At 72.1% G+C, this 13,102-nt stretch carries 11 protein-coding genes; 6 read left to right on the plus strand and 5 right to left on the minus strand.

Annotated elements, in window-relative coordinates; genetic code table 11:
- Positions 1 to 45 precede the first annotated feature (45 nt).
- Positions 46 to 678, plus strand: a complete 633-nt coding sequence (locus tag E6R62_RS22950; protein WP_136215400.1) for a TetR/AcrR family transcriptional regulator — start codon at positions 46 to 48, stop codon at positions 676 to 678.
- A gap of 145 nt (positions 679 to 823) precedes the next feature.
- Here E6R62_RS22950 and E6R62_RS22955 read toward each other — a convergent pair whose 3' ends face one another.
- Positions 824 to 1,942: a hypothetical protein gene (locus E6R62_RS22955; protein ID WP_136215401.1), complete on the minus strand. Its 1,119-nt coding sequence runs from the start codon at positions 1,940 to 1,942 to the stop codon at positions 824 to 826.
- 191 nt (positions 1,943 to 2,133) lie between these two features.
- Here E6R62_RS22955 and E6R62_RS22960 point away from each other — a divergent pair, with 191 nt between their 5' ends.
- The 3 genes from E6R62_RS22960 (at position 2,134) to E6R62_RS22970 (ending at position 4,627) form a co-directional block, all read left to right on the plus strand.
- Complete coding sequence (locus E6R62_RS22960) at positions 2,134 to 2,553, plus strand: MarR family winged helix-turn-helix transcriptional regulator (RefSeq protein ID WP_240801840.1); 420 nt, start codon at positions 2,134 to 2,136, stop codon at positions 2,551 to 2,553.
- A 102-nt stretch (positions 2,554 to 2,655) separates the two neighbouring features.
- Positions 2,656 to 3,975, plus strand: a complete 1,320-nt coding sequence (locus E6R62_RS22965; RefSeq protein ID WP_136215403.1) for an aldehyde dehydrogenase family protein — start codon at positions 2,656 to 2,658, stop codon at positions 3,973 to 3,975.
- A 121-nt stretch (positions 3,976 to 4,096) separates the two neighbouring features.
- Positions 4,097 to 4,627, plus strand: coding sequence for a DoxX family membrane protein (locus E6R62_RS22970; RefSeq protein ID WP_136215404.1), 531 nt, complete (start codon positions 4,097 to 4,099; stop codon positions 4,625 to 4,627).
- Positions 4,628 to 4,706: 79 nt separating this feature from the next.
- Here E6R62_RS22970 and E6R62_RS22975 read toward each other — a convergent pair whose 3' ends face one another.
- From E6R62_RS22975 to E6R62_RS22990, 4 genes are all read right to left on the minus strand, one after another.
- The gene (locus E6R62_RS22975) at positions 4,707 to 7,607 is read right to left on the minus strand and encodes an NHLP bacteriocin export ABC transporter permease/ATPase subunit (RefSeq protein ID WP_136215405.1); all 2,901 of its coding nucleotides are present in this window, start codon (positions 7,605 to 7,607) and stop codon (positions 4,707 to 4,709) included.
- Position 7,608: 1 nt separating this feature from the next.
- Entirely contained in the window at positions 7,609 to 9,753 is a 2,145-nt protein-coding gene (locus E6R62_RS22980; protein WP_276615647.1) for an NHLP family bacteriocin export ABC transporter peptidase/permease/ATPase subunit, read from the minus strand.
- Between the two features lie 89 nt (positions 9,754 to 9,842).
- Positions 9,843 to 10,649, minus strand: coding sequence for an HlyD family efflux transporter periplasmic adaptor subunit (locus E6R62_RS22985; RefSeq protein WP_136215407.1), 807 nt, complete (start codon positions 10,647 to 10,649; stop codon positions 9,843 to 9,845).
- A gap of 90 nt (positions 10,650 to 10,739) precedes the next feature.
- Positions 10,740 to 10,958 carry a hypothetical protein gene (locus tag E6R62_RS22990; RefSeq protein ID WP_136215408.1) on the minus strand — a complete coding sequence of 73 codons (219 nt, stop codon included), beginning with the start codon at positions 10,956 to 10,958 and terminating at the stop codon, positions 10,740 to 10,742.
- A gap of 584 nt (positions 10,959 to 11,542) precedes the next feature.
- Here E6R62_RS22990 and E6R62_RS22995 point away from each other — a divergent pair.
- Both E6R62_RS22995 and E6R62_RS23000 read left to right on the plus strand, forming a co-directional pair.
- A complete protein-coding gene (locus E6R62_RS22995) occupies positions 11,543 to 12,085 on the plus strand; it encodes a GNAT family N-acetyltransferase (RefSeq protein ID WP_206308815.1) in 543 nt (180 codons plus the stop codon).
- 91 nt (positions 12,086 to 12,176) lie between these two features.
- On the plus strand, positions 12,177 to 13,091 hold the full coding sequence (locus E6R62_RS23000) for an NAD-dependent protein deacetylase (RefSeq protein ID WP_136215409.1): 915 nt from the start codon (positions 12,177 to 12,179) through the stop codon (positions 13,089 to 13,091).
- Positions 13,092 to 13,102 lie beyond the last annotated feature (11 nt).

A 13,102-nucleotide genomic window follows, 5' to 3' on the forward strand; every position in this document is an offset into this window, starting at 1 on the left:
CTTTGTGGCCGTTATCCTGACGGGCCCTCGGAGAGGACCATCAGCGTGGACGAATCCCCCCGGCCGCAGCCCGCGGAGCGCTCCCGCAACGCCGCGGCCACCCGCCTCAGGCTGCTCGAAGCGGCCGGTGACCTGTTCGCCGAACAGGGCTACGAAAGGACCACGGTCCGGGCGATAGCCGAGCGGGCCGGGGCCAACCAGGCCCTGTTGTTCCGCTACTTCGGCTCCAAGCACGGGCTGCTGACGGAGGTCGTCGCACGTGGGGACCTGGAGCAACTGCACGCGACCGCGCCGGAGGACCTGTTCGAGACGGCGCTGCGCTCCCTGCTCACGCGCAGCGCCGCCGGGACCGACCGCTCCTTGGAGGTGTACCTGCGATCCGTCGGGAGGGGAGACGAGGCGACGGGGACCCTGCGGGAGCTGGGCGACTCGTACCAGAAGGTGTTGGCCGGCCTGGCCCCCTCCGACGACGGGGCCTTGCGCGCGGATCTCGCCATGGCCTGGCTGCTGGGGATCGGGCTCATGCGGACGGTCGTGGCCCGCGAACCCCTCGCGGGCGCCGACCCGGATGCGGTCTGCCGGCTGGTCCTCGCCTCCCTCGACCGCTTGTGGACCGCGCCGGCGGACGGACCGCACCCAGCCGAGGCCGGTGACGCGGGTGGCGAGGGGGGCCGGTGACGCGGGCGCTGCGGGGACCGGCGCCGAGGCCGCGCGCCCGGGCGAGCCCGGGACGGACTGAGCGGCGGTCACTCCGCCGTGCTCCACGTCCGCGAGCCCGGGTACGTGGCACACGACACGCCCCGGGTTCGCGACCTCGTCCGCCTCAGACGCCGACCGCCTCCTCCATCTCCTCCTCCGCTGCCCTCTCCCTCTCCTTCTCGTCCTTCTCGTCCTGCTCGTCCTTCTCGGCCCCGCGCGGGTGGGTCGGCCGCGGAAGGGCAACGGCCCCCTGAGCGGCCCGGCGGCGTTCGAAGAGCCCGGCCGCGGCCGTGAGAACCAGGCCGAGGAACAGCCAGAGCAGAAGGGTGCCCACTTGGCGGGAGAGGCCGTCGCTGCCGAAGTAGACCAGGCCGCGCAGGCCGTCGACGTACCCGGCACCGTTCCAGAAGGCGTGCAGGGAACCGAAGAAGCCGTTCTGCAACTCGGGGCGGAACAGGCCCCCGGAACTGGTGAAGTTGAGCATCACGAAGAGCACCATCATGGTGAGCGTCGTCCAGCGCTTCAGGAAGGTGTGCAGTCCGACTCCGACGAAGAGGATGCCCGCAGAGTAAAGCCAGCTCAGGCCCCAGACTCCGGCCAGGCCGTGGTGGGCGAGGTGGAAGACCGGCCCGGCCAGTAGCGCGCCGATCGCGCTGACGACGCCGGACACGCCGACGGCGAGCAGGGCGCGACCGCGCATGCGCAGTGCGGCGCCCGCGCCCCCGAGGACCGCCACCGAGGCGTAGGAGCCGATACTGACCGCGACGAGCAGGAAGAACAGGCCCTGACCGGTCGGGTCGTCGTCGACGGTGCGGACGACATCGGTCACCTTGAGCGGCACGCCCTGTCGGGCGGCGACCGGAGTGAAGATCTTCTCGGCCACGGTGGCGCTCGTGTCGGAGGCGGCGGTGGCGACGATCAGCTCGGGCGCGGTGTCGCTCGGCAGGTAGGCGGCTGCGATACGGCGGTCCTTGAGCTCGTCCACCGCGTCGGCGCGGCGGGCGAGCATGCGTACGTCGAGGGCGTCGCCGGCGTCGTTCTTGACCGTCTGCGCGAAGACCATGGCGCGGGGCCCCTCGCCGACGATGGCGACGGGCAGGTGGTGGGGCTCCGGCTGGACGAAGGCACCCATGTAGGCGAGACCCATGCCGAGACACATCAGCAGGGGGGTCAGGAGATGGGTGAGCACGTGGCGGAGCACCGGGTCCGCGGCGTGGTGGTGTACGGATGTGCGGCCGGACATACGACAGGACCTCCGGTTTAGGCTCGGGCTGCGGGGCAGTCGGCCGAAAAATAGTTGGCTTATACAACTTCTCTTCCAGTTGTACTATACAACTAGACGCGAAAGGAGTCGGAGTGACCACGGACACATCGGACACCCCCCGACCTGACGATGAGCGCCGGACGGCGGCCGTCGAGACGATCCAGCGCGAGATGACCGCCTTCGCCCGACGGGCGAGATCCGCGGCCGCCCGGATGCACCCGGAGCTCTCCCTGGTGTCGTTCACCCTGCTCAGCCACCTGGAGGAACGGAAGGGCTGCCGGGCCTCCGACCTTGCCGGCCACTACGCACTGGACAAGTCGACGGTCAGCCGCCAGATCGCGGCACTGGAGCGGGCGGGACTGGTCGTACGGGGCGCCGACCAGGACGACCACCGGGTGCACGTATTGGAGCTCACCCCCGAGGGGGCCGCCATCCTGGCCAAGACGACCATGGAGCGGAGGGCGATGTTCGACGAGCGACTCGCGGACTGGGACCCCGTCGACCTGGACCGCTTCGCCGCCTACCTGCTGCGCTACAACCGGGAGCCGGCCCCTCCGCACGACGTGACACCCGGGGCCGGAGAGGACTGAACCCGCCCCGCACACGCGCCGGGAATACACCCGAGCGAATAGTTGCTATATACAACGGAACTTCGGCGCCGCCGTGCGCCGCGCGACCCCCAGGAGACCCACATGTCGGACCAGCCCTCGGAAAAGCCCGCCCAAGTCGTCGCACGGCTGCGCGCCACCTTCGACACCGGCCGCACCAAGCCCCTGTCCTGGCGCACCAGCCGGCTCGAAGCCCTGCGCGAACTGCTGACCGAGCGGGGAGACGAACTGGCCGCCGCGCTCCACGCCGACCTCGGCAAGAGCCCGCAGGAGGCCTACCGTACGGAGATCGACTTCACCGTGCGCGAGATCGACCACACGCTGGAGCACCTGGCCGACTGGTTGCGGCCGCAGCCGGCCCCGGTGCCCGAGCGGCTGAGCCCCGCCGTGGCCCACACCGTGCAGGACCCGCTCGGCGTGGTCCTCGTGATCGCCCCGTGGAACTACCCGGTCCAGCTGCTGCTCTCCCCGATCGTCGGCGCGCTGGCCGCGGGCAACTGCGTCGTGGCCAAGCCCAGTGAGCTGGCGCCCGCCACCTCGCGCGCGGTCGCCGCGCTCCTGCCGCGATACCTGGACCGCGACGAGGTGGCCGTGGTGGAGGGCGCGGTCGCCGAGACCACCGAGCTGCTCGCGCAGCGGTTCGACCACATCTTCTACACGGGCAACGGCACGGTCGGCCGGGTCGTGATGCGCGCGGCGGCCGAGAATCTCACACCGGTCACCCTCGAACTCGGCGGCAAGTCCCCCGCCTTCGTGGACCGCGGCACGGACCTGGGCGTCGTGGCGGCCCGGTTGGCAGCCACGAAGTTCATGAACGCGGGCCAGACGTGCGTCGCGCCCGACTACGTGCTGACCGACCCCGGGACCGCCAGGGAACTGGAGAGGGAACTGGCCGAGGTCCTGCGGACGATGTACGGCGACGACCCGGCGACGTCCCCGGACTACGGCCGGATCGTCAACGAACGGCACTTCGACCGGCTGACCGGCCTGCTCGACTCCGGTCGCACCGTCGTCGGCGGAACCCACGACCGCGCCGACCGCTACATCGCCCCGACCGTCCTCGCCGAGGTGGCGCCGGACTCCCCCGTCATGCGCGAGGAGATCTTCGGCCCGATCCTGCCCGTGGTCGAGGTGGCCGGACTGGAGGAGGCCATCGCCTTCATCCGCGACCGCGACAAGCCCCTGGCGCTGTACGCCTTCACCGAATCCGACACCACGCGCGAGCGCCTCACGCGGGAAACCTCCTCGGGCGGCCTGGCGTTCGGACTGCCCGTGGCCCACCTCACCGTGTCGGACCTGCCCTTCGGGGGCGTGGGCGAGAGCGGCATGGGCAGCTACCACGGCCGCTACTCCCTGGAGACCTTCAGCCACCGCAAGGCCGTGCTGGACAAGCCCCTGAACTGACGGTGGGGCGGTTGGCGGCCCGATCCCCCACCGGCGTCCGGCGCCGGTGGGGCATCGGATCAGTGCGGCAGCGGAACCGGTCGGGCCGGATGGACGGGCCCAGCCGGGGCACCAGCGGGGCATGGCTGTCCTTCGAAAACTCGCCCGTCCCCTGCTGGCCGCCCCGTTCGTCACCGGCGGACTGCACACCCTGCGCCACCCCGAGGCCGCCGCGGAATCCGCCCAACCCGTCGTCCGGGCGGTCGGGAAACGCATCCCGGCGCTGTCCGGCGACCCGCTGAAGCTGGTGCGCGTCAACAGTGCGATCCAGGCCGGGGCCGGCCTGCTGTTCGCCACGGGGCGCGCCCCGCGCCTGGCCGCGCTCACGCTCGCCGCGACTTTGGTACCGACCACCCTCACCGGAAACGCCTTCTGGACGGTGGAGGACCCGCAGGAGCGGGCACGGCAGCGCTCCCGCTTCCTCACCGACCTGTCCGCCCTGGGCGGCCTGCTCATCGCCGCCGCCGACACCCACGGCAAGCCCTCGCTCGCCTACCGGTCCCGGCACGTACTCGACCACCGGCACCCGGTACGGGCCGTACACCGCCCCGTCGAGGCGGCCGCGGCGAGCACCGCCGCACGGGTCAAGGCCGTGGCGCGCGGTTCGCGCTGAGCGCGGCGGCGGACGACCTGCCGGCTCCGGCGCGGGGACGGGACACCTCCCCGGTCGGAGCCGGCCCTGACCACCCGGGTCAGCCGACTTGGCGGCGCACCAGTTCGTAAAAGGGCCCGTCCGTGTCGGCGAGCAGTTCCGCGGGCGTGCCCTCTTGGGCGATTCGCCCCCGCGACATCACTACCACCCGGTCGGCGTCCATGATCGTGGACAGCCGGTGGGCGATCACGACGCGGGTGCACCGCTCGGCGCGCGTCGACTCGATGACCACCCTCTGGGCCGCGTTGTCGAGTGCGCTGGTGGCTTCGTCCAGGAAGAGGATGCGCGGCTTGCGGACGAGGGCCTGGGCGATCATCAGCCTTTGGCGCTGGCCGCCGGAGACCGTGCCGCCACCGTCCGAGAGCACGGTGTGCATGCCCATCGGCATGGCTTTGATGTCCTCGGCGAGGCCCGCCCGCGCGGCGGCATCCCACGCCTCCTCCAGTGAACAGGGCTCGGCGCCGCCGATGCACTCCAGGATCGAGCCGGACAGCGGCTGCGCGTTCTGGAGCACGACGCCGCACTGGCGGCGCACCGCCGCCCGGTCGAGTGCGGCCAGGTCCTGGCCGTCGTAGAGCACGCTGCCCGAGGTGGGCGCGTCGAAGCCGATGAGCAGGCGCAGCAGGGTCGATTTGCCGCAGCCGCTGGCCCCGACGATCGCCACGAACTCCCCGGGGCGGACCCGCAGCGACACGTCGTCGAGGACGACCGGGCCGTCCTCGGCGTACCGGTAGGACACGTTCCGCACCTCGACGGCGCCGCCGAGCGGGCCCGGCCGGATGCCGGAGCCGCTCACCTCGGGGCTCGCGTCGAGGATCGGTTTGACCTCCTCGAACATCGGCTGCACGGCGGCGGCCGACAGGAGTGCGCCGGTCAGTTGCGTCACGGCGGACAGCATCATCGTCACGGCGGTACTGAAGGTGAGGAACCCGCTCGCGGACATGCTCCCCCGGGCCGGCCCGGCCAGCAGCATGAACATCACCAGCGAACACACCGGCAGGCACACCGCGTTGAGCACGGTGACGGCGTTCTTGATCCGGCCGATGCGCTGCTGCAACTCGCGGGTCCGGGCGAACTCGCGTGCCCAGGCGGCGTAGGCGAAACTCTCGGCGGCGGCGACGCGCAGCTTGGGCAGACCGCGAAGGGTCTGGAACGCCTGGTTGCTCAGCTTGTTGCCGAGTTTCACCAGCCGCCGCTGGTAGCGCAGTTGCCACAGGCCCAGCCCCAGGAAGACCGCGGCGATGACGAGGAGCATGGCGACGGCCGCCAACGCCAGCGGCACGCTGTAGACGAGCAGCAGGACGAGGTTCATCGCGGCGACCGCGACCGCTTGTACGGACACCGCGCCGATCCCGGAGATCGCACGGCGGATGGAGCTGATCCCCATGGCGGCACCGGCCAGTTCGCCGGTGGAACGGCCCGCGAAGAAGGTCACCGGCAGCCGCAGCAGCCGATCCCACACGGCGGGCTGCAAGGTGGCTTCGATGCGGCCCTCGATCCGCAGGACACTGGTGTTCTGCAGCAGCATGAACGCGGCCGACACGACGCTCGTCGCGATGAGCGCCAGGGCGCTCTGCACGATGAGGCCACTCTCGGCTCGGGGGACGTACGCGCCCAGCACCCGGCCGGTGGCCAGCGGGACCAGCGCCCCCAGCCCCACCGCGACGAGGCCGCCCAGCATGAGGGCGCGCAGGTCCTTGCCCGTACCGCGGAGGCTGAAGCGGACCAGCGCGAGCAGGCTCGGCTTGCCGTCGGGCAGCGGGCGGCACAGCATCACCGCGCCCGGTTCCAAGTCGGCGGCGAGGTCCTTGCCGACACGTTCGCGGCGGCCGGTGGCGGGGTCGACGGCCGTGTATCCGCCGCGTCGCCACAGCAGCGCGACCGGTGCCTGGTCCTTCGCGCGGCGGCCCACCAGGGGTCCGCTGTCCTCCCGCCACCAGCGACCGGCGAGTTTGACCGGTCGGGTCCGGATGCGGGAGGCGAGCGCGATGCGTTCGAGGGGGTCGGCGCCGCCGTCGGCCGCGCCATCGGCCGTTCCCGAGGAGGCGGGGGCGGTCGCGCCCGGTTCGGACAGGGTGACACCGGCGTCGCGGGCGACCAGGCGGCACACGGCGGCAGTCGCGTCGTCGCTCGCGGGGCGGCGCGGGCTGGTGCTCTTGCCGGCGCGGCCGATGGAGGCCAGCAGGGCCCGGTCCGCCTGGGTGCGGGCGGCCTCGCCGGCCTCGATGCCGGCGGCCGTCCGGTCCTCGTGGGCCCGTTCCAGCTGCTCGATCCACCGGTCCAGGGCGTGCAGCAGCCGGTACTGCTGATCGACCATGCCCTGCCACATCGCCCCGTCGACGAGGAGCGTGCCGGCCATGCCGTGGCCCTCGTAGGCCGCCCCGTATTGCACGCTGCCCGGCGTGATCTGCATCCACAGCACGTCGTCGTCGCGGCCCGGGCCGGTGCCGGGTCGGCTCTCCAGCGGTGCCTGGTAGAGCGCGCGCAGTCCGCGGCCGACCCCGAGCGCGAAGGCCTCTTCGAGGGGGCTCAGTGCCCCGCCGGCGAAGCCGGGGGCGCCCTGGTCGGTGTACCACCCCCATGAACCGTCCTGGGGGCTTCCCGTGCCCGCGTGCTCGGGGCGGAAAAGTTCGCGCAGCTCGATGCGGCGCAGCCGGCAGCCCTGGAGGGGCCGGCCGACCAGGGTGTGCGCGCAGCCGTCGGCGGGGCCCAGAAGCAGGGCGCCCTCCTCCAGCCTGCCCAGGAAGTGCCAGTTGCCCTCCAACGCGGCGTCGACGGCGAACAGGTCGAGCGCGCCGTCCTCGACGAGCCACAGCACGAGCGGGCCCTCCAGGGACATGCTGCGCAGACCCGTGCAGTCGACCGGGGAGCCGACGGCGCCGAGGGCGGTCACGACGGGGTCGGGTACGGCCTGGGTCGGTGTCTGCCACATGGCGGTCATCTCAGTGCTCCTTGACCAGTGCGGCGTAGGCGCCCTGCCGGGCGAGCAGGTCCTCGTGCCGTCCGCGTTCCACGACGGTTCCGCGGTCGAGTACGACGATCTCGTCGCTGTCGCGGACCGTGCTCAGCCGGTGCGCGATGATCACGCAGGCGCAGCCTCGGCGGCGCAGGCTGTCCATGACCGTCCGCTCGGTCGTCGCGTCCAGGGCGCTGGTCACTTCGTCGAGGACCAGGACGCTGGGCCGGCGCACCAGGGCGCGGGCGATCTCCAGGCGCTGGCGTTGGCCGCCGGAGAAGTTCCGGCCGTCCTGCTCGACTCGGCTGTGGATGCCGCCGGGGCGGCACGCGACGTCGTCGTACACGGCGGCGTCTTGAAGAGCGGTGATCACCGCCTCGTCGGAGAGGGAGGGGTCCCACAGGGCGACGTTGTCGCGGACGGTGCCCTCGAAGAGGAAGACGTCCTGGCCGACGAAGGACACGGAGGCGGCGAGCGCTCCGCGCGGGATGTCCTCCAGCCGCATCCCGTCGATGCGGATGGCGCCTTCCCAGACGGTGTGGAGGCCGGACATCAGCCGCGAGACGGTGGACTTGCCGCTGCCGGAGCCGCCGACGAGGGCGACCTGCCGGCCGGGTCCGACCGTGAGGGAGAAGTCCTTCAGCAGCGGGGCGTCCAGCGGGTTGTAGCCGAAGGTGACGTGCTCCAACTCCACGTGGCCCTTGAGCCGTCGGGTGGCGGCGGGGGGTTCGCGCCGCGAGTACAGCGGGTCGACGGGGAAGTTCTCGACGTCCTTGAGGCGGGCCACGTCGGCCGCGAAGTCCTGGATCCGCCCGGCGACACCGCCCAGGCGGGTGATCGGCGCGGTGAAGCTGGTCACCAACGCCTGGAAGGCGACGAGCAGGCCGACCGAAAGGTGGCCTTCGACCGCCCGCAGGCCGCCGATCATCAGGATCAGGGCGCTGTTGAGCGCCGCCAGCGTGGGTGCGACGATCGCCAGCCACGCGCTGGGCACGCCGAGCCGCTGCTGCACGTCGAGCGTGACGGCGTGCCGGCCCGCCCAGCGGCGGAAGAAGCCGTTCTCGCCGCCGGTGGCCTTCATCGTCTCGATGAGCTGGAGGCCGCTGTAGGAGGTGTTGGTGAGCCGGGCGCTCTCCGCGCGCAGTTTCTGGGTGTCGGTGGCCCGCAGTCGCATCGTGATCCGCAGGGCCACCACGTTGAGCAGCGCCATGAGGATGCCGACGAGGGTGAGCCCGGGATCGTAGGTCCACAGCAGCACGGCGTAGAGGACGACCACGACGGCGTCGACTCCGGCGGCGGTCAGGTCCCGTGCGAGGGTCTCGGCGACGGCGTCGTTGGACTGGAGGCGTTGGACGAGGTCGGCGGGGTTGCGCTGGGAGAAGAACGTGACCGGCAGCCTCAGCAGGTGCCGCAGGAAGCGGGCGCTGCCGAGGGTCGAGGAGATGATGCGTCCGCGCAGCAGATTGGCCTGCTGGAGCCAGGTGAGCACCGCCGTGAGGAGGAGGGCCACCGCCATCGAGGCGAACAGCGCGCCGAGCAGGGAGGCCTGTTGCCCGATCAGGAACATGTCGATGTACGTGCGGCTCAGCGCGGGCACCGTCGCGCCGACGGCCACCAGCAGGAGGCTCGCGAGCACGGCGGCGAGCATGGAGGCGGAGGTACCGCGCAGCCGGGCGGGCAGGGCGCCGAGGACGCCGGGCTTGCGGCCTGAGCGGCGGAATCCCGGGCCGGGCTCGAAGGTGAGGACGACGCCGGTGAAACTGGTGTCGAACTCGTCCATCGGCACGAACCGGCGGCCCTTGGCCGGGTCGTTGACGTACACGCCCCGGCGGCCGAAGCGGCGGCCCATGCCGTCGTAGACGACGTAGTGGTTGAACTCCCAGAAGAGGATGGCCGCGGGCCGCACGCCGGCGAGTGCGGCGAGGTCCATCTGCATGCCCTTGGCCTGGAGACCGTAACCTCGGGCCGCCCGCAGGAGGTTGGCGGCGCGGGAGCCGTCGCGGGAGACCCCGCACGCGATGCGCAGCTCTTCCAGGGGGACGAAGCGGCCGTGGTGGCCGAGGACCATGGCCAGTGCGGCGGCCCCGCACTCCACCGCCTCCATCTGGAGCACTGTGGGGGTCCGGACCACCCGTGGGGTGCGCCCCTTGGGGGCGGGCGCGGGCCTGCGCCGGGAGGAGCGGTGTCCGGGGGTGGGGGTGGTCGCCGGGGCGGGGGCGGTCACGGGAACAGCCAATCGACGGGGCGCTGCACGGAGAGGTGGACGGCGCCGGTGACCGATGTGGTGGAGTCGAGGGTGTACGGGGGGCCGTCGGTGGAGGACCACCGGTAGCCGGACCTGGTCCGCGTGGTGCGGTCGAGCTCTACGAGGACCGAGACGGGGTTGCCCTGTCGGGTGAACTGCGCTGCGAGCCCGGTGTCGCCGAGGAATCCGCCGATCCGCGCCGGGGTCTGCGGCGTGCGACCGACCTCCTTGACGCGCCCGCGCAGTACGCCGTACCGCTGCTGCGGCACGGACTGGACGGTGAGGTCGACGGTGGCGCCGACGGGGATGGCCGCCCCGCTCGCGGCGGGTACGTACAGCACCGCGACCAGCGGGTCGTCGGGGCCCTTCACCCGCTCCACCGTCGCCACGTCCGCGCCGGCCGTGACCACCGCTCCGACGCGCGCGAGGAGCGCGGTGACCCGCCCACCGGCGACCGCGCGTACGGTGCGTTCGCCCTGCTCGGTACCGACCTGGAGCAACGGGGCTCCGGCGGCAAGCAGTTGGCCCTCCTTGGCGTGGACGGCGGTGACCTGTCCGGCGAAGGGGGTCTGCAAGAGGTAACTGCCGTCGGCGTGGGTGAGGATGCCGGGTGCGCCCAGCTTGGAGGACACCGATCCGGTGAAGGCCCAGAAGGCGGCAGCCGCCATGACGACGACCGTGACGGCCAGGACGAGCCGGCCCTGCGGACGCGCGAACCGCACGGGGAGATCGAGCTCCTCGGGCGATTGCAGCTTGGAGAGCGCCTTTTGACGGAACTGCACGGACTGGGACTCTTCCTTCGACTGCCTTCGGCACACGGGGTGAACCCCGGAACGGGCGCGTTCCGGGGTTCACTGGTCGAGCGGGACCGCTCAGAGACCGGCGACACCCGCGCGGACGCCGACGATGCCCTCGACCTGGCCGGGCAGGGCCAGCGCGCCGTGGACGGTCTGCAGGGAGGTCACGGTGCCGAGGACGTGCTGGACGTCGCCGGTCACGCCGCCGAGGAGGCCGCCGCCGAGGGCGATACCGCCGGAGATGGCGTCCAGCTCGTCGTCGGCGATCTCGCGGGTCTCGATGTCGTTACGCATGGGAGCGCACCCTTCATTCGTAAGAGAGTGTTTTTCACGGGGGGTGTGGGCAGGCCGCGACAGGGCGGTCCGACCACCTGCGCGAGGGCCTCGGCCGGCATGGGACGCCGTTTCCGAAACCGCTGCGGTGCGCCGATGTAAGCACGCCAACGGGTGACCGGGCGAACCGTGTTGACGCCGTCAGACGGGTAGGGCAACCGGTGAGTAGGGAAGGATTTTCGAATCACCCCGAAGATCACCACACGCTCCTCACAAGATCGAGTAACACATCTGCGCCACGTGCGAACTTCGAGGGAAATAAGGGGCATTGCCGGAGAAATCACCCTGCCGATATCCGACATGTCGCCCGGCTGCACAAAGGGAGTCATCCACTCCACTCTCACCGTGTGAAGATTTTCGACAGCTACCCACAGCGCCCGGCCCGCCACTGAGCGCTATGGCCGCGCCGGCGGCGCGCACCTCCCGAGCCCCGCCCCGCCGCCGGGCCGGCGGGCCCGGACGCCGGGGCCGCCGCAAACGGCGTGCCCTCCCACCTGCCCGCGGTTACCCTGCTTCGTCGGAACAGGTCACGGAGGACCCCCATCATGAGCAGCACCACGTCGTCGTTTCCCGAGCGGATCGAGCTTTCGGCAGAAGGCCTCATCCTGCGCGACTGGACGGAGGCGGACCTGGCCGCGATGCCGGACCTCTTCGACCACCCAGACATCGCGTACTGGACACCGATCGTCTCTCCCTTCGACGAGGCGGCCGCCCGCGCGCGCCTGGACCGGGACCGGAAGCTCCGGGCGGAAGGCACGACGATCCTCCTCGCCATCACCGTCGACGGCGGGGCCCCGCTCGGCGAGGTGATGCTGCGGCGCGCCCCCGAGGGAACCGAGATCGGCTACGCGGTCGGACCGGCGCACCGCGGCCGAGGGCTGGCGTCGCGGGCCGTGCGGGTCATGGCCGCCTACGCCTTCGAGCAACTGGGCGCGGAGCAGGTGATCCTGGAATTGGAGGCGGAGAACGCCGCCAGCGTCGCCGTGGCCACCAAGGCGGGCTTTCGACTGCTCGACGTACCGCTGATCACCGGTGAGGAGAAGGGGCGGCCCTACAGCCTGCAGACGTGGGGCCTCACCCGCTCCTGAGACCTCCCGCCGTCGGCGCCGTACCGCCCGCGGCCTTCGCCGCCCGCCCCGCTCCCGCGCCGTTGTCCTACCCGTTCCGTACGCTGGCAGCATGCGCACGCGCCCCACTTTGAGCTGGACGCCCACCGAGGACCTGCCGCCGGGCACCACGGAGCCGCAGCCGGTCGCCGATGCGCTGCGGTCCGGCGGTGTGCTGGTGCTCAGCGGGGCGGGCATCTCCACGGAGTCGGGCATCCCCGACTACCGGGGCGAGGGCGGGAGCCTGAGTCGGCATACGCCGATGACGTACCAGGAATTCACCGCCAGTGCCCATGCCCGGCGCAGGTTCTGGGCCCGCAGTCACCTCGGCTGGCGCACGTTCGGCCGCGCCCGGCCGAACGCCGGACACCGGGCCGTGGCGGCCTTCGGCCGGCACGGTCTGCTCTCGGGCGTGATCACCCAGAACGTCGACGGTCTGCACCAGGCCGCCGGGAGCGAGGGCGTGGTGGAACTCCACGGGAGCCTGGGGCGCGTCGTCTGTCTGTCCTGCGGCGCCTTCACCTCGCGTCGGGACGTCGCCCGGCGGCTGGAGGAGGCCAACGCGGGCTTCGAGCCGGTGGCTGCGGGACTGAACCCGGACGGCGACGCCGACCTCACGGACGAACAGGTCGGGGACTTCTCCGTGGTGCCCTGCTCCAGGTGCGGGGGCGTCCTCAAACCGGACGTGGTGTTCTTCGGCGAGTCCGTTCCGCCGCCGCGGGTCGAGCACTGCCGCGACCTGGTGGACGCCGCCGAGTCGCTGTTGGTCCTGGGCTCCTCGCTGACGGTGATGTCGGGGCTGCGATTCGTCCGCCAGGCGGCCCGGGCCGGGAAGCCCGTACTGATCGTCAACCGGGACCCGACCCGGGGCGACCGGCACGCCGTCACCCGGGTCGCGCTCCCCCTGGGGACGGCTCTCGCCGAGGTGGCCGGCCGGCTGGGCGTCCCGGTGGACGGGCACGGGGCGGGGCCGACGCCCCGGCCTTGAGGAGGACCCCA

The sequence above is a fragment of the Streptomyces sp. A1136 genome, from assembly GCF_004795055.1.
Taxonomy (GTDB): Bacteria; Actinomycetota; Actinomycetes; order Streptomycetales; family Streptomycetaceae; genus Streptomyces.